Source organism: Paucidesulfovibrio gracilis DSM 16080 (genome assembly GCF_900167125.1).
GTDB lineage: Bacteria > Desulfobacterota > Desulfovibrionia > Desulfovibrionales > Desulfovibrionaceae > Paucidesulfovibrio > Paucidesulfovibrio gracilis.
The window spans coordinates 223557-249086 of record NZ_FUYC01000002.1 but is presented as its reverse complement, the minus strand read 5'-3'; the positions used below and the strand labels follow the sequence as shown (position 1 = coordinate 249086).

The window sequence follows — 25530 nt, the reverse complement described above, 5'->3', positions numbered from 1 at the left end:
ACCCGCCGGGGCAACACACGGACCAGGATCAAATGTCGGATTCAAATCAAACGCTTGGTGCGTTCCAGCTCGTCCTCCAACTGCTCGATGCGTTCCAGCAAATCCACCACGATGCTCGCGCCCATCACTGAAATGTCCAGATCGCGGCACAGGCGCATGAGCTTTTGGATACGGTACACGTCGCGGAGCCGGAACAAATATTCCTCGGCCCGGGTCTTCACCGGGCTGATCCAGCCCAGCTCCAACAATTCGGACACGTGCGCCGGCTCCACCCGGGTTATCTCCACAAGCTGCGCCCAGGCCACCAGCTCCGATCGTTCGGGCAGGTTGGGCCGCTCGACCTTGCACAATATTTCCTTGAGGCGTTTGGTAGTCATGGATTCCGCCTTTCCGGTTGAAAATGGTGGGTTGTTTTCCAAACGTGCCGTTGGGCAGTCGGAAACATTTTATTTCCGCTCCTGTTCAATAGGGCCGCGGCTCGAAGCTGGATTCCTCGGCCAGCTGCTGCCACAACTCACGCTCCCGATCCGTCAAATCGGAAGGGGTGGCGATGACAATCCGTACCAGCTGGTCACCCTTTTTGCCTCCACTGCCCAAACCGCGCCCGCGCACCCGCAACTTCTTTCCGGAACGAATGCCAGCCGGGATGTTCATTTCCACGGCCCCGTCCAGGGTGGGGACCCGCACTTTGGATCCCAAAGCAGCTTCCCAGGGAGCCAACGGCAAATCGAGCACCAGGTTGTTGTCCGACACTTTATAGAGGTGGTGCGGCATGATGCGGATCTTCAAATACAAATCACCGGCAGGCCCGCCCCCGAATCCGGGGTTGCCCTGTCCAGTCAGGCGGATGCGCTGCCCATCCTTGACGCCCGGCGGCAATTTGACCTCCAGGGTCTTGCTCTGGCCTGTTCCAGGCGCGCCCTGCTCCTGGAGGGTGATGGTTTTTTCCCCGCCGCGGTAGGCCTCTTCCAACGTGATTTCATACGTGGCTTCGGAATCGGATCCGCGACGCGGACGCCGCTGATAGTTCTGCCGTCCGCCGAATCCCTCACGCTGGAATCCACCGCCACCGAATCCGCCGCCGAAGATGGTCTCGAAAAAATCGCTGAAGCCCCCGGCGCCGCCAGACCCAAAATCGAACTGCACGTTTTCATACCCCGGAGGCCGCTGGAAGCCGCCCTGCTGGTACTGCTCCCAATTGGGACCGAGCTGATCGTACATTTTACGCTTTTCAGGATCCTTGAGCACCTCGTAGGCCTCGTTGATCTCCTTAAATTTGGTCTCGGCGTCCTTGTCGTTGGGGTTCAGGTCCGGATGATATTTGCGGGCAAGCTTCTTAAACGCCTTGGAAAGCTCCTCTTTTCCGGCGCTCTTGGAAACCCCGAGGGTCTGGTAGTAATCCTTGTATTCAACGGCCATGGGCTATCGACTCCTATTTTCTCGTCCGGAACGCTCCGGCAATAAAGTACAATAAGCCGATTCAGCGCACAGTCAACCCGGGGTCGGCGACCTTCCCGCCCGATCCGGCCCACGGATCCCGGGTCCACTCAATCCAACAAATCATAATACTTCCGTTCCGAATTGTAGCAATAGTAACAGCGGTCCTTACGGCGAAAGAACCGGATCAGCACCATGCCTGCCAGAAATCCGCCCACATGCGCCCACCACGCCACGCCCGCCACCATGTCCTGGCTGGTTTCCTGAATGCCGGAAAGAATCTGCACGCCAAACCAGACACTCAGAAACAGCGCGGCCCGGAACTGGAAAATAAAAATCAACACCAGGGTGGTAACCCGGCCGTGCGGGTAGAGCACCATATACGCTCCCAGGGTTCCGGCCACGGCGCCGGAAGCGCCGATTATGGGCAGGGGCGATGTCGGATTGAACAGCAGATGCAGCAACACAGCGGCCAGGCCGCAACAGATGTAGAACCCCAAAAAACGCCAATGTCCGGTCACATCCTCGATGTTGTCCGCAAAAATCCAAAGCATCCACATGTTCAGAATCAGGTGCAGCCAATCCGCATGCAGGAACATATAAGTAAGAAACGGCCACACCGTGGCATCGGGATACCCGGCCATGAACGCCCAACCCGGATGGCTGAACCGCGCCGGAACCACTCCGAACAGATGAAAGAAAAACATCTGATCCTGAGGGGAGAGCTGCAATTCATACAAAAACGCCAGCACGTTGCATACCAAAATACCCAGCACGGCATAGGGTGGATGCACCCGCGGTACATTATCGTACAGAGGAATCACTGCGCATCCTCCAGTTGCCCTGCCGCCTCACGCATGGCCGCGTAAACGCGTTCCAACTCCGCGTTCTCCCGGGCGTTGCGCTCCACCTCCCACTGCTCGACCAAGGCCAGCCCCCGGCGCCGCAACGCATCCAAATCCCCGTCATTCTCCACTTGATAAGCACAGGCTGACCGCTTTTGCTCCTCGGGCCACTGCCAGGAATCCAATAACGCCAGCGTCTCGGGGCGTAAGCCCCGGGCTTCGCGAAACGGTCCGTACCGGCGCTCCCGGGGACAAAACACCCCGGCCACCACATCCACCACGTCCCGCTCGTGCCAGCCTCCCTCGAGAAGCAATGGCACTTCGGCCACGGCCACCTGCCGTGCGTGGACGCGAAAAAATTCCTCGGCCGCATGCCGCACCAGGGGGTGTACCAATTCGCCGACCTCCCGACGCACCCGATCGGACTCCCGCATACCTCGGAACAAGGACAACTTATCCACCCCGCCGGAAGCATCCACGTAGGCATCCCCGAAGCGTCGGGCCAGCAACGCGGCTCCGTCGCCTCCGGGCCGGTACAACTCCGCCACCACCGCGTCCGCGCTGAATGTCGGTATTCCAGCCTCGCCCAACACCCGCAGCAACGTGGACTTCCCTCCCCCCGGAGGACCGACCAGCCCCACACGGAGACCGGTGCGGGCCAGCTCGCCCAGCACTGCGGAAAAGTCCTCGATCGGCTCCCGCACAAATCCAAGCCGTTCACCCGTGGAAGGATGGGTCAGGCGCAAAGCATAGGCATGCAGCATCTGCCGCTCCACGGTACAGCGCCCCTGCTCGCGCCAGTGCGCCTCGGCGCGGGAACCGTATACCGCGTCCCCCAGCAAGGGGCACCCCACATCCGCCATGTGGACGCGTACCTGATGGGTCCGGCCGGTATGAATCCGTACCGCCACCAAAGAGGCCGGGTCATTGGGCGCACTCCAGAGGGTGCGGTAGCTGGTGCGGGCCTCGCGTCCCCCCTTGGGCAGGACGGCCATGCGGGTCTTGTGACGTGGGTCACGCCCGATGGGACGATTGATCTCGCCCTGCTTTGGGTCGGGCTGTCCATGCACCAAGGCTAAATAAAGCTTGGCCACACGGCGTTCAGCAAAATCCTCGGCCAGCCGCAATCGCGCCGCCTCGGTGCGCACCGCTGCCATCAGGCCGGATGTGTCCTTGTCCAGCCGATGCACGATGCCGGGTCGTTGCGGGTCCATGCCCGAACGTTCGGCCGCCATGTCCGGCCATCGGGCCAGCAGCCGGTTCACCAGGGTGCCGTCCGGCTCCCCTGGCGCGGGATGCGTGGTCAACCCCGCCGGCTTGCAAATGACCACCAACTCTCGGTCTTCATAGACCACGTCCAGAGGACCGGGTTGGGCTACGGCTCCTGCATCGGGCCGTTTGCCGCGCAATTCCAACATCTGCCCGGCAAGCACGGCCAGACGCGGCTTCCGCACGGCACGGCCGTCCACCATGGCGCGCCCCGCCTTGATCCATTCCTGCACCTTACCCCGGGAGACGCCCTCGAGTTCAAGCACTCCGGCCCAATACCGATCCAGACGCAGGCCGCTATTTTCCGGCTCCACTTCGCGCCGCCAGACCTGTTCGGCCCGGACGGACGCGGACGTTTCCCCGGGCATTGTGGTTTCACGCTCAGTATGCATACCCTCTAATATACCTGGATGTGCCCCATGGCAAAACACCTTTTTCCGTATGTATTGCCCGGACCAAACAAGACTTGACCTTTTCCCCGTTTTCCGAGTAAAGATAAAAAGTTTGTCCGCATATTTTCGATTCATTCAACATTTTCGGAGGATTACAGTGTCAGTAACCGTTGTGGATCATCCACTGATCCGGCACAAGCTCGGCCTGCTGCGTACCCACGACATCAGCACGAGTAAGTTTCGGGCCTTGTCCATTGAGATCACCCGTCTGCTGACCTACGAGGCCACCAAGGATCTGGAAACCGAACCCCTGGGCATCACCAGTTGGGCCGGAGACATCCAGGTCGATACCATTTCCGGAAAGATGATCACTGTCGTGCCTATCCTGCGCGCCGGTCTGGGCATGATGGACGGCGTCATCGACATGATCCCCGGAACAAAAATCAGCGTGGTGGGCTTTTATCGCAACGAGGAGACCCTCGAGCCGGTGCAGTACTACGTGAAGCTGGCCAAAAACATCGAACAGCGCATGGCCTTTATCCTCGACCCCATGCTGGCCACCGGCGGCACGCTCATGGCCACCATCAAGCTGCTCAAGGAAGCCGGTTGCCCCAAAATCCGCGGCCTGTTCCTCGTGGCTGCGCCCGAAGGCATCGCCCGGCTCGAAAAAGAACACCCGGACGTGGATATTTATGTGGCGTCTGTTGACGACCGGCTCAACGACGTGGGCTACATTCTTCCCGGCCTCGGCGACGCCGGGGATAAAATCTTCGGCACCAAATAATTTCCACGGGCTTCGGCCCGTTTTTTTTGGGCGCTTCGCACCATCACTGATCCTGAGGAGGAGTAATGAGCAACTTGGAATCGACGGAGTACAATTTTCGGTTCAAGGACGGAGTGCTCGGCGCGCAAATGCTGTTTGTGGCATTCGGCGCGCTGGTCCTCGTCCCGCTGCTGTCCGGTCTGGACCCCAACGTGGCCCTGTTCACGGCCGGTTTGGGTACCCTGGCCTTTCAACTGATCACCCGGGGACGCGTTCCCATTTTTCTGGCCTCGTCTTTTGCGTTCATCGCGCCCATCACCTTCGGGGTCAAGGAATGGGGCATTGAGGGAACCATGTGCGGCCTGTTCGCGGCAGGCGTGCTGTATATCCTGCTGAGCCTGATCATCCGCTGGCGCGGCAACGAGGCTCTGGCCCGCGTGCTGCCGCCAGTGGTCACCGGCCCGGTGATCATGGTCATCGGCCTGTTCCTCGCGCCCGTGGCCGTAAACATGTCCATGGGACTCGGCGGCGACGCCTCCGTGGTGCTTGCCCCGCCCAAGGCCGCGGCCATCGCCGCGCTGGTGGCGCTGACCACCACGGTACTGGTCTCCCTGCTGGGCAAAGGCTGGTTCCGGCTCATTCCCATCCTCTGCGGCATTCTGGCCGGTTACCTGACCGCATACATTCTCGACGCCTCCGGTTTCACGGCCTCGGCGTTCAACGAATTCATGACCGAACGCGCCGCCAAGGAAGCCGCCGGAGCGGTGCTGCTACCCACGCTGGCCTCGGACCACCTCATCAACTTCCAAATCGTGCGTGAGGCCTCCTGGTTCGGCGTTCCCAACTTCTCGTTCCCCTCCTGGGGCAACTGGAACTGGGCGGCCGTGTTCTACATCGTTCCCGTGGCCATTGCTCCGGCCATCGAGCACTTCGGCGATGTCATTGCCATCAGCGGCATCACCGGAAAGAACTACGTCAAGGATCCCGGCATCAAGAACACCATGCTCGGCGACGGCGTGGCCACCTCCCTGGCCGCCCTGTTTGGCGGTCCGCCGAACACCACCTACTCCGAGGTTTCCGGTGCTGTGGCTCTGACCCGCGCCTTCAACCCCGCGGTCATGACCTGGGCCTCCATCGCCGCCATCCTGCTGGCCTTTGTTGGCAAACTGGGCGGGCTGCTGCAGAGCGTTCCCACCCCGGTCATGGGCGGCATCATGGTGCTGCTCTTCGGCGCCATTACCACCATCGGCATCAACACCCTGGTCAAGGCCGGCCACGACCTCATGCTGCCCCGCAACATGGCCGTGGTGGGCATCATCCTGGTGGTGGGCATCGGCGGACTCACCGTCCCCCTGAGTGCTCCCATCAACGCCCTGGGCGACATCATGGGCATGGAGATCAGTATCAGCAAGCTCCAGATGGGCGGCATCGGCCTGGCCGGAATCGTCGGCGTGCTCCTGAATCTCGTACTGCCCTGCAAGGACTGTAACGAGTAGCGGCCATCCCAACCGTCAAACACAACAAAGGGGCGGTGCCATGCGGCATCGCCCCTTTCTTCTCGCCACGACCGAATCCGGTCTACATTTTATAGATACGCGGTCCCTTGGGAGAATCCTCCACCCGGTACCCCTGCGCCGCCAGTTCCTCACGCAAGGCGTCCGAAGCCGCAAAATCCTTGGCTTCACGGGCCACCTGCCGTTTGCCCACCAAGGCACGTACCGACTCGGGCAAATCCTGGGGTGAGACGGGCAGTGCCTCCGCATCCAAAATGCCGAGCACCCGGTCCACGGCGCGCAATTGCCGCAGGCAGACCTTGGCCGCGGCTCCTGTGAGCCGTCCCGAAGATTCGAGCTGGTGAACGTCCTTCACAAACTTGAACAGGGCAGGCCAGAAGCGGTGCAGGGACAAATCATTGTCCACAGCTTCGGAAAGCCCGGTCTTGAGGTCGAACACGGCCTGTTGCGCGGGTTGGGGAACATCGTCCCCCGCCGCGGCCTGAGCCAGCGCCAGGGTCGCGGCCGCATCCTGCACGCGCCGCCAGTTGCGCGCCCACATGCCCACAGCCTGCAATGTGGCGGTCTGGGTTTTGTGGTAGGATCCGGAAAGCAGCCACATACGCAGGGCCAGGGGATGCCCGGCCTCCTGGAGCAAATCCTCAAACCGCAGTCCGTCTTCCACCACGGTCTGCTGCCCCAGCATCCAGGCCTGGACCTCGCGTCCGGCCACGGACCAGATGGCGCGCAAATTTTCCAGATGCGGAAAACTCTGGGATTCATCCGCCAAGAACACGTCCACGGAAGGCAACGCCGCAAAACCGGCCGCAGCCACCTGAAGGAACCACGTGGGACGCACGTTGCCCCAGGAGGTTTCCAGTACCTCGCCCTCCTTGAGATCCTGGAGGCTGGCGCGCTTGAGCAGGGTGAAGTCCAGAGGGTTGGCCTTCACATAATCGTCCAGGTCCACGGTCTTGCCTGCGGAAATCTTGTCCACATCCTGCAAGGCCATGGCGCCGTAGCGATCATCGCGCAACACGTCGAAATACACGCTGCGAAGTTTTTCATAAGCCAAGCCCTTTTCCGTGAGCTTGCGCGTCAGGGCCACGCTCTGCTCCGAGAACTCGGAAGCCAACGGAAAAGCCGTCTGCGGACGGACCCCGAACAGGGCGGCCCGTTCCTGGATGCCCGCACGCACGGCCTTGGCGTGTCCGGCCCGGCTGCGGCCCGCTTCGCGGGCTGCGCGCATGGCGCGATCGTCCAGGTCCATCAGGCCCACGGCGGCATGTACGTCTGCACCGCGTTCTTCCAACGCCCGCGCCAGCACGTCCAACAGCACCACCCGCCGCCAGGCTCCCAGCTCCTCCGGCTCGTCCAGACTCGGTCCCACCACATACAGGCCGCGTTTGCCCGATGCCGTGACATCCACATCCTTGGCCGTGGCCGCGTTGCGAAGGGCCAATCCTTTAACTGCGCCGGCGGAAAACAGCGGAGTGGAGAGATAGCGCTCCCCGGAATCCGGAAAAATGGTCACGATGTGGCCTGATTCGCCTTTTTCGGACAGCTCCCGGGCCAGCTCCACGCTGGCGGCCAGGGCCGCGCCCGAACTCATGCCCGCGAAAATGCCCTCTTCCCGGGCCAGACGCAGGCAGTACTCAAAGGCAGCGTCGTCATCCACGCGAACGACCCGGTCCGGCACATGCTTGTCCCAGATGCCCGGAGGGTAGGACTCATGCATATTCTTGAGTCCCTGAATCTTATGCCCGGCATGCGGCTCCACGCCCACAACCTGGACGCTCGGATTCATTTCCCGCATCCGTTTGGTGATGCCCATGCAGGTTCCGGTGGTCCCCAGGGCCACCACCACATGGGTGACCTCGCCCTTGGTCTGCTCCCAGATTTCCAGCCCCGTACCCAGGTAGTGGGCCTCAATGGAGGCGGGGTTGTTGAACTGATCCATGAGCAAATATTTTTCAGGCTCTTCGCGGGCCATGCGGTAGGCTTTTTCAATGGCGCCATCCGTTGAGAGATGCCCGGGCGTGAGCAGAATGTTCGCACCGTAGGCCCGCACAATCATCTTGCGTTCCTCGGAAGCGCGCTCGCTCATGAGCAGGGTCAGCTTGTACCCCTTGACCGCGGCCACCATGGCCAGGCCAATGCCGGTATTCCCGCTGGTCGCCTCAATGATGGTCTTTTCCGGGGTCAGTTCTCCCGAGCGCTCCGCGGCCTCGATCATGGTCAGGGCCACGCGGTCCTTGATGGAGCCGCCCGGGTTCACGCATTCGGTCTTGGCCAGAATTTTGACGTCGGACCGATACGGATTCAGCCGGTTGATTTCCACAAGAGGGGTGTTGCCGATGCGTGAGAGAACGTCCTTATAAATCATTGCGCCACTCGTTGTTCCAATGCTTTTGTGTTGATCGCCGGGTTGAGATGTACGGTAAATCCGCATGGCCCGCAAGAAGCTTGCACGATCCTTGCAAAGTGGGTTGCCAGAACCCGGAACAAGGACGATATCATGACGCTGCTTCCCCATCTTGACAAAAATCTCACGGCCATTCGCCAACGCATGCCTGAACTGGCCCGCTGGCTGGACGCACAGCCCCAGGCCCACGATGGGCTGGTTCGCGCCGCTGAAGAGCGCATCTTTACCAACCGCTGGGAGCTGTTGGACCTGCGCCTCCCGGACGGCAAGGGCATGTTCGAGTCCATGCCCCCGGCCCCCTTATATAAGGACTGGATCCCCCAGGACAAGGCCGCCACCGGTGCCAGCATCGTCGTGGGCTGCAACCTGGGCTACGGGATCAACCACCTCTGCACCAACACGCCCCTTTCACACAAGGTGATCGTTCTGGAACCGGACCCGGTGCAGCTCTATTGCTGCCTCGGCCAAACCGATTACGAACCGGCCTTTGATGCCAAAAAGCTCCACTTCCTGCCGCCGGACGACACCTACATCGCGGGAGTGGTCCAAAATTTGGATCTCCAGTTCTTGTATGGCCGCATCCACCTGCGGCAAGACCTGCCCTCCAGCCAAATTTCCAGCCTTTATTCCCAGTGGGTGCAAAAGGTGCGCGGACGCTTGGAAAACTTTTCCGTGGAGCTGAACACCTTGCGCTACCGGCAGGATGTGATGGTCGGCAACGAGTTGAAAAACTTCCGCCGGGCCATGGCCGAAGGCAGCCTCAGCCCGCTACGGGACGCCGCCAAGGGACTCAATGCCGTCATTCTGGGCGCAGGACCATCCCTGGAACAATTCGCCCCGGAATTGGTAAAAAACCCGGGCAACGTACTCTACGCCACATCGCTCCAGACCCTGCCCGCTCTTCAGCGGTTCGGACTCACTCCCCATTTCTGCCTGGCTCTGGACTTCAACGACCACATGCTCAAGCTGTATTCCCGGCTGGACATGCGCGCCGCACGAGACGTACCCCTGATCTATTCCACCAAGGTGGATCCCCGCGTGGTGGAAGCCTACCCCGGTCCCACCATTCCGCTCTGGACCCTGGGCGGCATGGCTACCTTCGTGTTGCAGGAAAAGGAACTGGTGCTGGACGCAGGCGGCAACGTGAGCATCGCCCTGATCCGCCTGCTGCGCTGGGCCGGAATCCAGGGAATCACGCTGGTGGGGCAGGATTTTGCCTGGAAGGAAGGGGCCACCCATGTCAAGGGCCACCACGCCCACAACCCCAACCATGCCTTTAATCCCAAGATTCACGAACGGATCGCCAACCTGGAAGGGGAAACCGTGATTTCCTCCCGTCAGTATCTCGCGGCCAAACGCGACCTTGAAAACGACATCCGCGAAGCGCCGTTTCCCATCAGCTACCTCTACGGCGGGCTGGCCCCCATCCAGGGAGCCACGCCCCTGACCCTTCGGGAAGCCACCATGCAAGGCGCCCTGGCCTCGGTCCCGGGCAGTCTGCAACATTTTTTGGACCGGCTCGGCTCCTGCAAAAGTTTTTGCCGGGAGTTCACCTTTGAGCCGCAAAGCCACACCTGGAGCGCCAACCTGCACAGAGCCGGAAAACGCATGGGTAAGTTGTTCCGCCGCGTGAACAAAAACCAGGAGGCAATCCACAAGCTCATGCATCAGGTGACCCTGTTCATCAAGCAGGATCCCCTGTACCTGCCTTATCTCTATAACGAGACATTGGAACTGGCGGGCCTGACCCAGGCCAAGGCGCGCTATGAACCACGCGATCTGGGAGAATTCCGGCGCATCATGCGAAGCGTGCTGCGCAAGGTCAAGGAAGTGGACCGCTCCCTTGCGGGAGAGGAAGGAGACCATAAAACGGATCGCAACGCCGCATAGCCTTCACACATTGCGGTCATGCGCAAAACATCCGTGGGAACGCCCTTCAGGACACCGGACTTGGTGTTCCCACGGGCCGCAACCCCCGGACCCGAACCGCGAGTTGCCCCGGCGCGGGTTTCGCTGTAGAGCATTGCCCATGCCCAACGACAAACCCTATCTGAATGAAAACGGCGACCTGGTCATCCCCTTTGCCTGCCCGGACAACGCGGACAAATATTGGAAGCCCGAAGGCAAAAGCATGAGCGAACTGCTCCAGGAACTGCACGCCCCGGAAGACGTGCTGCTGCGCTACCTGCCCCGGATGCCCGAGCCGGCCGAAGACGGGGAATAACGGCACTGCTGCGCGCCGGTTGCCAGGTTTCGCGTTTCCCCCTATAACGCCCCCATGCGCCTTCCGCTCTCTCCATCCGCATTTCCGCGCCATTCGGCCCGAGCGTTCTTTCGGTCCTGGCTGCCGGTTTCCGCGCCGTTGCTGCTGGTATTGGCCATCCTGGCCGTGGGATTTTGCGGTGATGAAACCGCGCTGATTCCGTACTTTAAAGCGCACCGGCAGGCCCACCCCTGGCTTCGCCACGGCCTGGAACTCATCACGGATCTGTTCAATCCGCTCTTTTACGGCGTGTTTCTCTGGCTGCTGATCAAGGCATGGCGTGAACGCCGCCCGGGGCTGCGCCGGTTCGTGCTGGCCTGGATCGCCATGCAACTGCTGGTTTCCCTGCTCCTGGTACGGGTGACCAAAAGCATCATCGGCCGCCCCCGGCCCGACGCGGATGGACTGTTCCAGTCCATGACCAATCATGGTTCGCACCATTCCCTGCCCTCGGGCCACACCACGGAAGCCGCCACCACCTGCACGGCCCTGGCCGCCCGGGTGGGACGGTGGATCCCCTCGCTGGGCTTCGGCTGCATGCTGGCCCTGCTCGGTTTCTCACGCATCTATCTCGGCTGGCACCATCCTTCCGACGTATTCTTCGGCTGGGCCTTGGGCGGCGTAGCCGGATTCGGCGTCCATCTCTTTTCCGCAAAGGACTGAACCCATGCCCCGCACCCTCTGGGAACGAATCTGGGACCGCCTCAGCGCCCACCCCTGGCTGGCCATGAGCGCCGCCGTGTTCATGCAGACCGCTTTCCTGCTCAACGAACGCGCCCTCTGGTTTTCCGACGAGGTACGCTACGCCAACGCCTATGAAAATATGCACCGCGCCGGAACCTGGGTGGTGCTCTCCCTCAACGGCATGCCCTACCCGGACAAGCCGCCGATCTATTTTTGGTTTTTGGCCTTGCTGGACGAGATTACGCCCCTGGATCCACCGTCAGTGTTTTTCCTGGGCGCGGCCCTGTCCGGCCTGCTGCTGCTCTTCGCCACCTATGCCCTGGCCCGCAGCATGCGCCTGACCAAAGAAGTGGCCCTGGCCTCGGCCCTGGTCTGCGGCACCAGCTTATTCGTGGCGGGCATCCTGCATTATTCCCGCATGGATCTGCTGTTCGCGGCCCTGATCATCTTTGCCGAAGCCTGCCTGTTCAAGGGCTATGCGGACCCGGAAACCCGGGACGGTTCGGGTGTGGGCTGGACCCTGGCCGGGTTCTCCGTGGCCGGACTGGCCGTGTTGGTCAAGGGACCGCTCGGCATCCTTTTCCCCTTGGTGGGCCTGGCGGCCTATCTGGGATGGCGGGGGGAATGGAAGCGCTTCCTCAGCCTTCGCACCCTGGCCGGGCTGGGCTGCTTCTGCATTGTGGCCGCGGCCTGGATTGCGGCGGCTCTGGCCGTGGAAGGAAGTGACTTCGTCCGAACCGTGTTTGTGGAACAAATATTCCAACGCGCGACAAACACCTTTCACCATAAAGAAGGACCGTTCTATTACTTTGCAGTGCTTCCCGCCACCTGGCTGCCCTGGACCCTGGCGCTCTTTGCCGCGCCCGTGGCCCGGCTGTGGCAACGCGATTTTTGGAAGCAGGTCCGGGCGGAACGACACGAACAAAGCGACCGCGCCGTTGGCCGCACCTGGCTCTGGCTTCACGCCCTGGCCGCGTTCGTGCTGCTTTCCTGTCTGAGCGGCAAGGTGGTCATATACGTGTTGCCGCTCTTCGCACCCATGGCCATCCTCACGGCGGACAGCCTGTTCCAATGGGACCGCGCCCGTCGAGTCCGCCTCGCCTGGGCCTTTGCCGTCTTCTTCGGTCTGCTCGGCGCGGGAGTGCTCCTGGGCAACCGCCTGCTGCCCCTGCCCGTGGAACTCACGGGCCTGCCTCTCACGGGCGGCGTGTTTCTCGTTACCGCGGCCCTGCTCCTGGCCATGCGCAAACGCGACGCACGCATTCTCTTGCTCTGCCTGCTGCTGGGCGTGACGGCCTGGATCCAAACCGCGGCCCGCGTAACGGTTCCCTCGCTGGATTCGATCATGAGTCCCCGGCTCACCGGGGAGCGCATGGGCGAATACATCGACCAGGGATACACGCCCGTTGCCTGCGACATTTATTCCGGCATCTTCACCTGGTACGCAGGGGAAAACATCCTGGAGCTGCCCAAAAACTATGACAGGCTGGAAGACGTGCTCCGTGAACAGCCCAAGACCGTGCTGGTGATGAAGAAAAAACATTGGGACCGCTGGCCGGATCGGCCCGCAGAGCTGCGCCCGGTGCTGGAACAGTTCATCGCGGACCAGCCCTATGTCTTGGCCGTCAGTGACGGACCGGAAAAAAATGCCTCTTTGGAATAGACAAGGACTTTAAATATAAAAACAATTCTTCCCTGCACCGCTTCTTGCATAGATCTGTGCGTTGACACGGATTTCACACGACCCACGGTTTCGCAAGGGAGAATCTATGCGCTTTGTGTTCCTCGCTTTGCTGTTGTGGCTGGCGATGCTTGCCGCGTGCGGTACGCCGGCCATGCCCGTCATCCAGGCCGCAGGAATGGCCAAGACCGCCTACGACTACAGCGACGTGATCATGCCCCGTTCCCGGGTGGATTTCCTCGGCGTAAGCGTGGAGGACAAAAACATTGAACATGAGGTGGTCAAACGTCTGCGGGAACAGCATGTCCGCTACGTGAGTGCCGCTCCCTTTGCCCTGGACGGGCATCTCTTCCTGCTGGGCGTTTTCGACCACCCGGATCAGGCGGAACGCGCCCGGCGCATTGCCCGAAATGTTCCCGGCGTACGGCGGCTGACCTGCTCATTTTTCCGCCCCGCTCCCGGCAACGCCTCCTCAACTGCTGATCACGAACTGGCCCGACGCATCGCCCAACGGCTGGAAACCGACCAAACCCTGCAAAGCGCTCGCATCCGTGTGGGCATCCTGCAACGCAACGCCGTGCTCATGGGCCGGGTGGCCGATCCCGGACAAAAACGAAAACTGGAATCCATGCTCCGAACAGTCCATGGGATCGGAGAAATCCGTTCCTACCTCGCAGTCCGCGGCTAATCTCCCAATTCAAAGCAAACACCCGGAACAGGCCGATCGGCGTTGTCCCGGGTGTTTTTTCGACAGCTTCCCGGCACACCGAGAATCATGTCGCTTTTGCTCTTTGACAGAAAAATCGTATCAGCAGGCGCACTCAAAGATACGATCAAAGGCCCGCAACACGGCCAGCCCGTCTTCGCCCCGAATGGGCGCCTGACTTGCGGCGCGCACCGCACCAAGAAAGTCCTTCAGTTCTTCCTTGACCGGCTCGCGGTATACCAAAGGCCACTCCCGAACCGAATAGCTCTTGTCGTAGGACGAAAAACTGGAATATTCCTTCACTTCCTGGGTGATCAGGTTGGCTTCCACGTACTTGCTTTTGCACGCGGCCTGAATCTTGCGCGATTTATAGGGCGTGACCCAGTTCGTGGAGATATTGGCCAGCACCCCGTTCTCCATCTGGGCAGTGATCAGAGCCGTGTCCTCATGCTTGCCCAGACTGGTGGAGGTGACCGCGTAAATGCTCTTGAATTCCGATCCCGTCAGAAAGCGGAGCAAATCCAGATCATGGGAGGCCAGATCCTTGATAACGCCCACATCCTGAATGCGCGGCGGATACGGTCCCACCCGCTCAATGGTGATGGAAATGGTGTCGTCCGCTTCCTCGGAAAGCAGCTCCTTGACCCGCTGCACCGCAGGATTGTAGCGCTCCACATGGCCCACCATCAGGGTCAGCCCGGCGGCCCGGGCCGCCTCGACCACTTCGTGACCTTCCTCGGCCGTGGCTGCCAGCGGCTTTTCCACCAGCAGATTGCTGCCCGCAGCAATGACCTTGAGCGCCACTTCGCGGTGCAGCACGGTAGGAACACAGACGCTCACCGCGTCCGGCTTGTGCCGCAACAATTCCTCCAGGTCCGCATAGGCGGCGACCCCGAAAGACTCGGTGGCCGCCTGACGCGCCCCCTCATCCGGGTCCACTACACCGACCACTTCCACGTCCGGCATTTCCGTATAATTCCGCAGATGAATGCGGCCCATCCAGCCCAATCCGATAACGCCCACTTTCAGCATGGTATTTTCCTGTCTTGTGTTGGCGGTCCAAAAGATGCGCCGGAAGGTACCCGCTCCTTGCGTCCTTGGCAAGGCTGCTCCACCATCGCGGGGATAAATATTTCATTATACATAAAATACGCATTATTCCAGACAATGCGGTTATCAGTTCTTTCATGCCGACATTTCCGCTCCATTCCGGCACACTGCCTGTGTCCAGGTCACCATTCCCGGCCTGGAACGGTTCACCGCCGTGACCAACGGACATGCGGTGCTGCCGGGAGCGCGGGGCATGGCCGCCATACGCCCCAGCGGTTCCCCACGGAAGCATGGCAATCCGATCCCCTTGCTTGCCCACAGGGGCGTTTCCGGCTAATTTGCCGCCATGCAAGCGAAGCATCCTTCCCCCCAAACCGGCGTTTCCTCCAATGCTACCATATGGATCAGCGCGGGCGAGCCTTCGGGCGACATGCACGCGGCCCTTTTGCTTTCCGCCCTGAAACAACGCGATCCGAGCCTTGCGTTCACCGGCATGGGCGGCATGGCCGTGGCCGATGCAGGCTGCCACGTTCGCCACGGCATGGAGTTGGTCTCCCTGGTGGGACTGGGGGGCATTCTACGCGGCTTGCCCGGAATCCTGGCCCTGCTGCGACGCATCAAGCACGATTTAAAACGATTACGGCCCAAGGCCGTCATCCTGGTGGATTGCCCGGAATTCAACTTCCGCGTGGCCAAAATCGCCCACAAACTCGGTATTCCGGTCTACTACTACATCAGCCCCCAAATCTGGGCCTGGCGTTCCGGACGGGTTAACTTCCTAAAAAAACACGTACGTGAGGTGCTCTGCATCCTGCCGTTTGAAAAGAGTTTTTATGAGCAACGGGGCATGCGCGCCCAGTACGTGGGCCACCCGCTCATGGACAGGCTCCCCCTTGCCGAGCTGGACGCCCTGCCCGTGGACCCGGACAGCGTGGGCATCCTGCCTGGAAGCCGGCGGCGGGAAATCGCCACGCTGCTGCCCGTGTTCGCCGAGGCCGTGCGCCGCATGTCGCGGGAGCATCCCATCCGTCACGTACGACTGGTTCGCGCCCCTGGAGCGGATGAATCGCTGCTCCGCAGTCTCTGGCCCGACGACCTCCCCTGCGAGATGGTTGAGCCGGAAGCCCGCTACGCCGCCATGCGCCGCAGCCGCGTGCTCCTGGCCGCCTCCGGCACCGTGACCCTGGAGGCCGCGCTCATCGGCACGCCCGGCCTGCTGGCCTACAAGCTCTCTCCCTTTGAATTCAAGCTGACCAACTGGTTGGTAAATGTGGAATTCGCGGGACTGCCGAACCTGATCCACAAGCGGGAGGTCTTTCCCGAATTAATCCAGGAAAAAGCCGAACCCGAAGGCATGGCCCGCACCGCACTGGAATTATTGCTCGACGGTCCCAAACGCCACGCGGCCCTGGCCGACCTTGCGGCCCTGCGAACCATGGTGGGGGAGCCAGGCGCACCGCAGCGGGCGGCCGACATTATTCTCAACGATCTGCGAACGTTGGCTACGGAGCCTCCCCATGCGTGACGATGTACGCTGCTATGGCGATATTTTTGGACTGTCCGAAGACGCCTTCCAGAAGCTGAAGGGCGGTATTCCGTTTTCCGAAGTGCGCTTCGCCGAGGGCAAGCTGCATCTGGACCACGAAGGCCAATACATCGATGTGGAGAGTTTTTTGGATGAACTGGCTCCTCTGCTGGAGCCGGACGGCTGGGGAGAAGTGGATTTTCTGGACCACCTGGGGCAGGAGCTGATCCGCTACCGCGTCACGCCGCAGGGCTGGACCGCCAAGCACCAGGACTTCAATTCCATTGGCACGCCGGAAATGCGGGGCATGTCCTGATGCTCCGCAAACAACAACGTTATACCGAAAATCAGGCGGACTCAGGCACCACGCGTACGGCTCGGGGCGCGTGATCCTCTCCTTCCAAATCAAAATGAACGGCCTCGCCCACTGCCAGGGTCTGAAAGCCGTCTCGCACGATCTCCTGATAGCTCACGAACACGTCCCGTCCGTTCTCGGAACGGATAAAACCAAACCCCTTGATCTCGTTAAAAAACGTAACAGTGCCGCTTTGTCTGCCCACAGCCGCCTCCGTTGGTTGCCGAATCCCGGGGATACGTCCAGAGGATATCCCGGTTCCGTATCCGTTGCAACCGAACGAACAACACCTTTGTGCCGAAGAAAAAAATTCCCGGCGCGCGGACAAAACGGGTCATGAAGGGCAGAGCGCCCGAGGCGGAAAATCAACGCATGCGATAAGTAATGCGGCCACGGGTCAGGTCGTACGGCGAGAGTTCGATCTTGACCTTGTCGCCGGGCAGAATGCGGATGTAATGCTTTCTCATTTTTCCGGAAATATGGCCCAAAATCATATGGCCATTCTCCAACTCAACACGAAACATGGCGTTGGGAAGGGCTTCCTGAATAGTACCCTCCACCTCGATGGCTTCTTCTTTCGCCATACATCCCCCTCGCTTACGTCAGAAAAGGTTGCCATTCCTTATCCTACTCCGCAGCGTTAGGCAATAGCCGGAGAGCACGACGGCAAAAGGTCCGCACCTTTTGGGCGTCCTTTTTTCCCTCGGCACCCTCCAGTCCGGTATGGGCATCCACCCCGGCGGGCCGAACCGTCCGCACGGCCTGGACCACGTTCTCCGGGCCGAGTCCTCCGGCCAGGATCACAGGGCGCAGACCCGAACGAACCAAGGCGCGGCTCACGTCCCAGTCGTGAACCAGTCCTGTGGCCCCATCCGCCCCTGTTTCCGGGTTGTGCGTATCCGTTAAAAAGGCATCCACGTGGGGTGCAAATGCCCGGGCCTGCGCCAGCACATCCTGGTCGCGCCCCACCACGAGACTTTTAAATATCAGCAGCTCCGGCCGTTCCCTTCGCAAGCGGGCCGCCTGGGTAACGGCAATCCGCCCATGCAGTTGCACGGCCCGCATTCCGGCCGCATCCAGCAATCGCAATATGTCCTTTGGTTCGCTCAAATAGGTGATGGTCACGCAGCAAGGAGCATGCGAGCCGAACTCCCGGTGCAACGCCTGTACCACGCGCTCCGCCCGGAACGGAGGCAAGTCCTCCTCCACCACGCCCGGTCCCATGGGAAACCCCAGGTGCGTGCAACCATGCGCCGCCAACAGCCGAGCTTCCTCCAGGTCGCGAATACCGGCAATTTGAACAATGGGAAAAGTTCTCGTTATATGGTTCCTGAACATCCTTTATTTTCCCTCCCGGGCAGTGTAAAGAGTGGGTACAAGATCTAGAGTGCCGGAGGTTCCCTGTGCCGGAAGCGGGAAAACGCCCCAGAGACATCGTGAAAGACATAATGCGGGTGATCGAAGAACTCAATCACCTCAAAGACGTGGATACCATTCTCGACAGGGTTTTGTACCAGGCCCGGCAACTGACCAACGCGGACGCCGGATCCATCTTCCTGCTTCAGGATGGCCACCTGCACTTCAGCTATGTCCACAATGACACGCTGTTTGGCAAGCAAGGCGCAACCAAGCACATCTATACGGACTTCAGCCTGCCTGTGAACGACAAGTCCATCGTGGGATATGCGGCCCTCACCGGGGAAACCCTCGTCATCGACGACGCCTACACGTTGGACCCGGACCTGCCGTACCACTTCAACAGCTCCTTTGACCGCGAATCCGGCTACGCCACCCACTCCATACTGACCATTCCGCTGAAGACGCTTCGGGGAAACCGCGTTGGCGTGCTCCAGTTGATCAACGCCATGGATGAACAAGGGCAAGTGCGTCCCTTTTCCGAGGAGGACGTCAATTACGCCCCATTCTTTGCCAACCACGCTTCCGTAGCCATTGAACGCGGGGTCATGACCCGGGAACTGATTTTGCGCATGATGAAGATGGCGGAAATGCGCGACCCGGCGGAAACCGGCGCTCACGTCATGCGTGTTGGATCATACAGTGCAGAGATTTTTCATAAAATAGCCATAACAAAAGGACAGGATGAAACCGAGGCCCGCCGGACCAAGGACATCATCAGACTGGCCGCCATGCTGCACGACGTGGGCAAGGTGGGGATTCCCGATTCCATCTTAAAAAAACCGGGCAAACTCACCCGTGAGGAATTCGACACCATCCAATGGCACACCGTGTATGGAGCCGCCCTGTTCGCCAATACCACATCCGAACTGGACGTCCTCTCCCGGGACATTGCCCTGCACCATCATGAACGGTGGAACGGCCGAGGATATCCCGGCAAGCTGCCGGAAGACCTCTCCCAGGCGGACACCATCTGCCAACGCCCCCTGGCCGGGGAAGAAATCCCCCTGGCGGCACGCATCTGCGCTCTGGCCGACGTGTATGACGCCCTGGGTTCCTCACGCTCCTACAAGGAAGCCTGGCCCGAAGGAAAAATACTGGAACTGATCCGCTCCGAACGGGGCGAACATTTTGATCCCCAGGTCGTGGATGCGTTTTTCGAGATTTACGACACCATCCAGGCCATCAAAGCCAAATTCCACGACCACACGCGAAGCTGATCCCGAGCAGGCAACGCGTTCGTCAGCACCTGAAGCTGATCCCGGCCAGACAACGCTTCCCTCCACACGCGAAGCTGATCCCGGCCAGGCAATGCTTCCCTCCGCTCAACTGGGCAGCCTCCCGCAAATCAGGGCGTCAAAAAACGCGCAAGTCCTCCCTGGCCTGCGCTGGGGGAGCAAGTCAATTGTTCACTGCTGATCATCGTTGATCAAATCATAAATATCTAGATATATTGGGTCAGCTTACTTTGTTTGATCAACAATAAACAACAAAATATGGAAATCCGTTGATCCGCATCGGGCGCGAACCCAATGACATTCCTTCTATTGAAACAATGCAAAAGAAAGGGGAAGGCCGTACGGGAAACCGAGAACTCCGACCGTAAGGGGTGGTCAAGACGGCAAGCACAGGAAAATGCGCTCATGGTCCCGAATTCTTCGTAATCATCCATCTCACCGTTAAAAACCCGAGGCCAGACGTCTCGCCCCGAGCGCGATGCAAGCCGCGGGAGATGGCGACAAGGAGCAATCCGGCCATATCGACCGCGAGCAGCGGGCATTACAACCCTGCTCCGGCCCGAGTGCCGCAATACGTAACATGCCCCTGATCCAGACACAGCACATGACTAAGTGCGGGAATCAACTCCCCCACATGGTGGGTCACGTATACCAGGTGCGTTCCAGCATCCGCCAACCGCTCCAACGAGGCCAAAACCATGGGCCGCGCCTGCTTGTCCAGTCCAGTCAACGGCTCATCCAGCAACAAAACCGGCGCCCCACCCACCGTGGCCCGCGCAAGGAGCGCCCGGCGCAACTGCCCATAGGACAACGAGCGAATGCGCCGATCCGCCAGCTTCGTCAGACCGAAAAAGGCAAGCATTCGTTCCGCGCGGTCCCGCTGCGCTTCATCGGGAAGATCGTACAGCCCCACACTGCCGAAAAAACCGGACCACACGATTTCGCGCACGCTCAGATCATAGGAATAGGTGCCTTGCAAATGCCCGGACACATATCCCACGCGCCGCCGAACCTCGGTTAAATCCGGCAGCCTGTCCACGCCGAACCAGCCCATCCGTCCTCCGGGATAAACATCCTCCAGCCCAAGCAGCACACGCAACAACGTGGACTTGCCCGCGCCGTTACCGCCCAACACGGCCCAGTGCTCTCCGGGGCGCACAGTCCAATTCACACCGTCCAAGGCCGCTCTGCCCTCAAACAGCACAGAAACATTCGTGAGCCGAAACAGCCAGGAGGCCCGCACCGGCTCCGGGGTCGGCGGATCCGGTTGAAGACCTGCAACGGGTTTTCGACGCCGGGCCGAAAGACCGGACACGGATTCCCGGGCCGCGACGCGCCCCTCGCGCAACAGGACGCCCCGGTGCACACAAGCAGGCAGGTCCGCCTCGTCATGCACCGCGCAAACCAGCGTACAGGATCGCCCGGCACGGGACATGGCCTCCAACAGACGCGCCCGGGCCTGCATGTCCAGCCCGTCAAGATACTCATCCAAAAACAGCAGCACGGGTTCCGTGACCAATGCCCTGGCCAGGAGCACCAGGCGCAATTGCCCGGTGGAAAGGCGGCACACGGGCCGATCCGCCAACTCTGCCGCGCCGATTTGCTCCAACCATTGCCCGGCCTGTTCCCACTCCTTTTCCGTGGGACGTACATGGCAAAGCCAGGAATCATGGAATCCGGCACAAACCGCTTGTCGGGCGCTCAGGGACCAATCCGCACCGACGAAACGATCCTGCAACGCAGGAGACACCAGACCCATTCGTTGTCGCAGGCCAATGGGCGAAGACTGCGCACCAGAGCCAAAGTCATACTCGCGAAGCCCGGACGTGGGAGGCAGATCTCCCCGCAGCAGGGCCAGCAACGTGGACTTTCCCGCCCCGTTGCTCCCCAACACCGCCACATGCTCCCCGGCGCATACTTCCAGATCCAGCCCCCGCAACAAGAGGGATTCGCCCCGACGCACCACGACATCCCGCAAACGGATCAAAGGCACCTGTCTATCCATGGCCCGAATCCTGCCCGCTCAAGCGGGGAATCGCAAGCCGGAACACCGCCTTTCCTCCCCTCTGGTCCTGCGGCAAGAAAATATCCGGTCACCTGTTGACATCCGTTGGACGTTTTGTGAAGGTGAATTCACATTCACAAAAGGAGCCGACCATCATGAACGAAGAACATACACCCCGACTGCATACCCAGGAACGCAAGGCCCAAATTGCACAAGCCGCTCTGGAGCTGGCCGCCAACGGCATCCGTGCTGTCACGGTATCGGCCGTGGCCGAGGCCGTGGGCGTGGTCCCCTCGGCCTTGTATCGTCACTATAAAAACCGCAACGAGATGTTGCGGGCCGCGTTCATGCACCTGCGTTCCATGCTGGAAGAAAACGTCCGGGCCTCCTCCATGGAACCGGATACCCTGATCGCACTCGAACGCTTCTGGCAACGACATATCGGCCTGATCCTCAGCCAGGGGGCGGTTCCGCGCATTCTGTTCTCCGAAGATGTAGCCGGATCGGGCAGCCCGTTTCGCGATATGCTCATCGCCGGGCAGGACAACCTCGTTGCCGGTATCGCCGCCATCATTGCCCGGGGGCAGGAAGCCGGAACAATCCGTTCGGATGCATACGCCAAGGATCTGGCCATCCTGTTTCTGGGGCAAATGCTTCTGCCGGTCCACATGCACTTCATCCGTCAGGGGGAATTCGACCTGCAAGCCCAGGTGCAACGCAACTGGAAGGTTGTTCGTGATATGCTGCGCGCCAAGCGTCCCGAGGAGGAGACCGCATGACATCCACACGCAACGCTTTCGGATTCCGCCTTCTTTTGTTCACCGGACTCTTTTTGCTGCATGGCTGCGGCGACACCGCGCCCCTGCAGGGATACGTGGAAGGGGAATACGTGGAGGTGGCCGCTCCGCTGGCCGGACAGCTCACACGCCTGCATGTCCGCAAAGGCCGGACCGTCCAGGCGCACGAGCCGCTGTTCGAGCTGGAAAACAACTTCGAACAGGCCGCCGTGGATGAAGCGCGTCAAAACGTGCTGCGTGCGGATAATTCCCTTGCGGACCTGGGCAAGGGCCAACGTCCCACGGAAATCGCTGCCATTCAGGCCCGGCTGCATGAGGCCCGCTCCAGCCTGTCCTTTGCCCGCACCGACTACGAACGGAAAAAGCGCCTCTTTGCCGAGGAGACCATCTCTGCCCAGGAATTGGATCGCGCCCGCACCGAATACGAAACCGCAAGCCAATCCGTGCGCCGCATTGAAGCGGAACTGGGTACGGCCCGGCTGGGAGGGCGAAGCGATGAACTGGCCGCGGCACAAGCCGAACTGGACGCGGCCCGGGCCAAGCTGGAACAGGCGCGCTGGAATCTGGACCAAAAAAGCCAGTCGGCCCCAGCTTCGGGAACTATCTTCGACACCTATTACGAACCAGGAGAATGGGTGGCCATGGGGCGGCCCGTGATTTCCCTGCTGCCCTCGGACAACGTGAAGGTGATCTTCTTCCTGCCGGAAACCATGGCCGGAACCATTCAACCCGGACACGCCGCCCTGGTCAGTTTTGACGGTTCCCCGAACCCGGTGGACGTGACAATCACCCACATTGCGGACCAGGCCGAATACACCCCGCCCGTGATCTATTCGAGCCAAAACCGCGCCAAGCTGGTCTTCCGGGTGGAAGCCCGGCCCGATCCAGAAGACGCCGCGCTGCTGCGTCCCGGGCAACCCGTGGACGTTACCCTGCAACCGCAAGCTCCAGCCGGGACCGGGGAGGACGCATGACTGCCGAGCCGCTTCTTGCCGAAACACACGCCCCGGACAATCCGGTCATCAGTGTTCACGGGCTGACCAAACAATTCGGCGACCGCGTGGTGGTGGACGGCCTGGATATGCAGGTGGGCGCAGGGGAGATTTTCGGTTTTCTCGGTCCCAACGGTTCGGGCAAAACCACGTTCATCCGCATGCTCTGCGGATTGCTGCGGCCCGACAGCGGCGAAGGCACCTGCCTGGGCCTGGATATTCGCACCCAGGCTGCGAGCATCAAGCCCCAGGTTGGATACATGGCCCAGCGCTTCAGCCTTTACGAAGACCTCACCGTAAAGGAAAATCTGGAATTCATGGCCCGGGTCTATGGCCTGGAGCACATCCGGGACACCGTGGACGCCACCATCCAACGCATGGGTCTGGAACGCTATGCCCGCAATCTGGCTGGGTCGCTCTCCGGTGGCTGGAAGCAGCGTCTGGCCCTTGGTGCCTGCACCCAGCACAACCCCCGACTGTTGCTCCTGGACGAACCCACGGCCGGTGTGGACCCCGGAGCACGCCGCGACTTTTGGGACGAGGTGCACAAGCTGGCCGGGCAGGGACTCACCGCCCTGATTTCCACGCATTATATGGATGAGGCGGAACGCTGCCACCGCCTGGCCTACATTGCCTACGGCAAGCTCCTGGCCCGGGGAACCACCGAAGAACTGGTCCGCGGCTCTGGGTTGATCACCTGGACCGTGCGCTCCAAAAACGGCGACGACGAAGCCGTGTTCCAGCTCTCCAGGGAGTTGGAGCACCGCCCCGGCGTGGATCAAGTGGTTCCCGTCGGCGTTAGTCTGAGCGTCTGCGGGCGCGACAGCCGTACATTGCAAAGTCTGGCCGACGAATATGCAACGGAATTTTCCTGGAACGCGTCGGAAACCAGTCTGGAAATGGTTTTCATCGACCTGATGCGCAACGCCGAGGTAAACTGAAATGCGCAACTTCTCCTGGAGCCGCTTCAAGGCCGTGGTACGGAAGGAATTCGTGCAAATGCGGCGCGACCGCCTCACTTTTGCCATGCTCATCGGCATCCCCCTGGTGCAGTTGGTGCTCTTTGGCTACGCCATCAACGCGGACCCGCGCCACCTGCCCACGGCCGTGCTCTCGGCGGACAATTCCCCCTACTCCCGGGCCGTGGTAGCGGCCATGCAGAACAGCGACTACTTCACTATCCGGGTCCATGCGGATTCGCGGGAACAGGTGCGCGATCTGCTGCGCCGGGGCGAAGTACAATTCGCGCTGACCATCCCCCCGGATTTCGGCCGCGACCTGATACGGGGGCAGCGGCCCGTCCTGCTCATGGAAGCCGACGCCACCGATCCCGTGGCCACAGGCGGGGCGTTGAAAAATCTTCCGGCCATCGTGGACCAAGGCCTGGATCCCCTGCTCCGCGGTCCTCTGGAGCATTTGCGGGCGGGTCCGTCCCCGGTAACTCTGCGCGCCCATGCGGACTTCAATCCCGAAGCCGAAACCCAGTACAACATCGTCCCCGGACTCATGGGCGTAATCCTGACCCTGACCCTGACCATGATCACATCCCTGGCCATCACCAGAGAACAGGAACGCGGCACCATGGAAAACCTGCTCACCACACCGGTGCGGCCCCTGGAAGTGACCGTGGGGAAGATCCTGCCCTATGTCATGGTGGGCTACATCCAGGTACTGCTGATCCTCACGGCCGCCGCGCTTCTTTTCCATGTCCCCATGCACGGTTCCGTACTGCTGCTCCTGACCCTGACTCTGATCTTCATCGGCGCGAACCTGAGCGTGGGCGTGACCATTTCCACCATGGCACGCAACCAGTTGCAGGCCGTGCAGATGTCCATCTTCTTTTTCCTGCCCTCCCTGCTGCTTTCGGGCTTCATGTTCCCCTTTCGGGGCATGCCCCAATGGGCGCAATACCTTGGCTCTGTACTGCCGCTGACCCATTACCTGCGGCTGGTGCGCGGCATTCTGCTCAAGGGAAACGGCGCTGTGGATTCCCTGCACCATACCTGGCCCATCCTGCTGTTCTGGGCCATAATCGTTGCCGTGGGGCTGAAGCGCTTCCGCCAGACCCTGGATTAACGGGCCGCCCCAAACCACGACCCGTGTTGTTGCCTCTCCGGTTCCAACGAAGCGGACAAGACGCGCGCCCCCGCATTCCCCTTCCGAACGGTCCGGGACGTGGCCTTTTTCAATCACT

At 60.9% G+C, this 25530-nt stretch carries 24 protein-coding genes; 14 read left to right on the top strand and 10 right to left on the bottom strand.

Annotated elements, in window-relative coordinates; all coding sequences use genetic code 11:
* Positions 1-41 precede the first annotated feature (41 nt).
* The 4 genes from B5D49_RS03370 to B5D49_RS03355 all read right to left on the bottom strand — a co-directional run bounded on the left by B5D49_RS03370 (position 42) and on the right by B5D49_RS03355 (position 3943).
* Entirely contained in the window at positions 42-377 is a 336-nt protein-coding gene (locus tag B5D49_RS03370; RefSeq protein ID WP_078716239.1) for a chaperone modulator CbpM, read from the bottom strand.
* An 85-nt stretch (positions 378-462) separates the two neighbouring features.
* Positions 463-1419: a DnaJ C-terminal domain-containing protein gene (locus B5D49_RS03365; protein WP_078716238.1), complete on the bottom strand. Its 957-nt coding sequence runs from the start codon at positions 1417-1419 to the stop codon at positions 463-465.
* A gap of 128 nt (positions 1420-1547) precedes the next feature.
* Complete coding sequence (locus B5D49_RS03360; protein ID WP_078716237.1) at positions 1548-2261, bottom strand: rhomboid family intramembrane serine protease; 714 nt, start codon at positions 2259-2261, stop codon at positions 1548-1550.
* Positions 2258-3943, bottom strand: coding sequence for a dephospho-CoA kinase (locus tag B5D49_RS03355; RefSeq protein ID WP_234990615.1), 1686 nt, complete (start codon positions 3941-3943; stop codon positions 2258-2260). Before B5D49_RS03355 ends, B5D49_RS03360 begins: the two co-directional genes overlap by 4 nt.
* A 157-nt stretch (positions 3944-4100) precedes the next feature.
* Between B5D49_RS03355 and upp the strand changes: the two genes are divergently transcribed.
* Both upp and B5D49_RS03345 read left to right on the top strand, forming a co-directional pair.
* The gene (gene upp, locus B5D49_RS03350; protein WP_078716236.1) at positions 4101-4727 is read left to right on the top strand and encodes a uracil phosphoribosyltransferase; all 627 of its coding nucleotides are present in this window, start codon (positions 4101-4103) and stop codon (positions 4725-4727) included.
* A 65-nt stretch (positions 4728-4792) separates the two neighbouring features.
* Positions 4793-6202 carry a uracil-xanthine permease family protein gene (locus tag B5D49_RS03345; RefSeq protein WP_078716235.1) on the top strand — a complete coding sequence of 470 codons (1410 nt, stop codon included), beginning with the start codon at positions 4793-4795 and terminating at the stop codon, positions 6200-6202.
* Between the two features lie 82 nt (positions 6203-6284).
* Here the strand turns inward: B5D49_RS03345 and B5D49_RS03340 are convergent, their stop codons facing one another.
* On the bottom strand, positions 6285-8585 hold the full coding sequence (locus B5D49_RS03340; RefSeq protein ID WP_078716234.1) for a cysteine synthase: 2301 nt from the start codon (positions 8583-8585) through the stop codon (positions 6285-6287).
* A 132-nt stretch (positions 8586-8717) separates the two neighbouring features.
* Between B5D49_RS03340 and B5D49_RS03335 the strand changes: the two genes are divergently transcribed.
* The 5 genes from B5D49_RS03335 (at position 8718) to B5D49_RS03315 (ending at position 13940) form a co-directional block, all read left to right on the top strand.
* Entirely contained in the window at positions 8718-10514 is a 1797-nt protein-coding gene (locus B5D49_RS03335; protein WP_078716233.1) for a motility associated factor glycosyltransferase family protein, read from the top strand.
* A gap of 139 nt (positions 10515-10653) precedes the next feature.
* A complete protein-coding gene (locus B5D49_RS03330) occupies positions 10654-10848 on the top strand; it encodes a hypothetical protein (RefSeq protein WP_078716232.1) in 195 nt (64 codons plus the stop codon).
* Positions 10849-10902: 54 nt separating this feature from the next.
* The gene (locus B5D49_RS03325; protein ID WP_078716231.1) at positions 10903-11550 is read left to right on the top strand and encodes a phosphatase PAP2 family protein; all 648 of its coding nucleotides are present in this window, start codon (positions 10903-10905) and stop codon (positions 11548-11550) included.
* A 4-nt stretch (positions 11551-11554) separates the two neighbouring features.
* Entirely contained in the window at positions 11555-13234 is a 1680-nt protein-coding gene (locus B5D49_RS03320; RefSeq protein WP_078716230.1) for an ArnT family glycosyltransferase, read from the top strand.
* 106 nt (positions 13235-13340) lie between these two features.
* Positions 13341-13940: a BON domain-containing protein gene (locus B5D49_RS03315; protein ID WP_078716229.1), complete on the top strand. Its 600-nt coding sequence runs from the start codon at positions 13341-13343 to the stop codon at positions 13938-13940.
* A gap of 120 nt (positions 13941-14060) precedes the next feature.
* On the opposite strand, the gene B5D49_RS03310 is transcribed toward B5D49_RS03315, so the two are convergent.
* Positions 14061-14990 carry a Gfo/Idh/MocA family protein gene (locus B5D49_RS03310; protein ID WP_200806764.1) on the bottom strand — a complete coding sequence of 310 codons (930 nt, stop codon included), beginning with the start codon at positions 14988-14990 and terminating at the stop codon, positions 14061-14063.
* A 364-nt stretch (positions 14991-15354) separates the two neighbouring features.
* On the opposite strand from B5D49_RS03310, the gene lpxB reads away from it, so the two are divergent.
* Together lpxB and B5D49_RS03300 are read left to right on the top strand one after the other, a co-directional pair.
* Entirely contained in the window at positions 15355-16533 is a 1179-nt protein-coding gene (lpxB, locus tag B5D49_RS03305; RefSeq protein ID WP_078716228.1) for a lipid-A-disaccharide synthase, read from the top strand.
* A complete protein-coding gene (locus tag B5D49_RS03300) occupies positions 16526-16849 on the top strand; it encodes a hypothetical protein (protein WP_078716227.1) in 324 nt (107 codons plus the stop codon). The genes lpxB and B5D49_RS03300 overlap by 8 nt, the downstream gene beginning before the upstream one ends.
* Positions 16850-16880: 31 nt before the next feature.
* On the opposite strand, the gene B5D49_RS03295 is transcribed toward B5D49_RS03300, so the two are convergent.
* The 3 genes from B5D49_RS03295 to B5D49_RS03285 form a co-directional block, all read right to left on the bottom strand.
* Positions 16881-17093, bottom strand: coding sequence for a cold-shock protein (locus B5D49_RS03295; RefSeq protein WP_078716226.1), 213 nt, complete (start codon positions 17091-17093; stop codon positions 16881-16883).
* 160 nt (positions 17094-17253) lie between these two features.
* On the bottom strand, positions 17254-17472 hold the full coding sequence (infA, locus tag B5D49_RS03290; RefSeq protein ID WP_078716225.1) for a translation initiation factor IF-1: 219 nt from the start codon (positions 17470-17472) through the stop codon (positions 17254-17256).
* 43 nt (positions 17473-17515) lie between these two features.
* Positions 17516-18226: a phosphoribosylanthranilate isomerase gene (locus B5D49_RS03285; protein WP_078716224.1), complete on the bottom strand. Its 711-nt coding sequence runs from the start codon at positions 18224-18226 to the stop codon at positions 17516-17518.
* A 98-nt stretch (positions 18227-18324) separates the two neighbouring features.
* Here B5D49_RS03285 and B5D49_RS03280 point away from each other — a divergent pair, with 98 nt between their 5' ends.
* Positions 18325-19524: an HD domain-containing phosphohydrolase gene (locus tag B5D49_RS03280; RefSeq protein WP_234990614.1), complete on the top strand. Its 1200-nt coding sequence runs from the start codon at positions 18325-18327 to the stop codon at positions 19522-19524.
* A 559-nt stretch (positions 19525-20083) separates the two neighbouring features.
* Here the strand turns inward: B5D49_RS03280 and B5D49_RS03275 are convergent.
* Positions 20084-21547 carry an ATP-binding cassette domain-containing protein gene (locus tag B5D49_RS03275; RefSeq protein WP_078716223.1) on the bottom strand — a complete coding sequence of 488 codons (1464 nt, stop codon included), beginning with the start codon at positions 21545-21547 and terminating at the stop codon, positions 20084-20086.
* Positions 21548-21702: 155 nt separating this feature from the next.
* Here B5D49_RS03275 and B5D49_RS03270 point away from each other — a divergent pair, with 155 nt between their 5' ends.
* Genes B5D49_RS03270 through B5D49_RS03255 form a run of 4 tightly spaced genes read left to right on the top strand, consistent with a single transcriptional unit; the run spans position 21703 to position 25412 of the window.
* On the top strand, positions 21703-22326 hold the full coding sequence (locus B5D49_RS03270) for a TetR/AcrR family transcriptional regulator (RefSeq protein ID WP_078716222.1): 624 nt from the start codon (positions 21703-21705) through the stop codon (positions 22324-22326).
* Positions 22323-23318, top strand: a complete 996-nt coding sequence (locus tag B5D49_RS03265; RefSeq protein ID WP_078716221.1) for an HlyD family secretion protein — start codon at positions 22323-22325, stop codon at positions 23316-23318. The genes B5D49_RS03270 and B5D49_RS03265 overlap by 4 nt, the downstream gene beginning before the upstream one ends.
* Positions 23315-24277 (top strand): ABC transporter ATP-binding protein, encoded by a 963-nt coding sequence (locus B5D49_RS03260; protein ID WP_078716220.1) that lies wholly within the window; start codon positions 23315-23317, stop codon positions 24275-24277. Before B5D49_RS03265 ends, B5D49_RS03260 begins: the two co-directional genes overlap by 4 nt.
* Before the next feature lies 1 nt (position 24278).
* Positions 24279-25412: an ABC transporter permease gene (locus tag B5D49_RS03255; RefSeq protein WP_078716219.1), complete on the top strand. Its 1134-nt coding sequence runs from the start codon at positions 24279-24281 to the stop codon at positions 25410-25412.
* Positions 25413-25530: the final 118 nt, after the last annotated feature.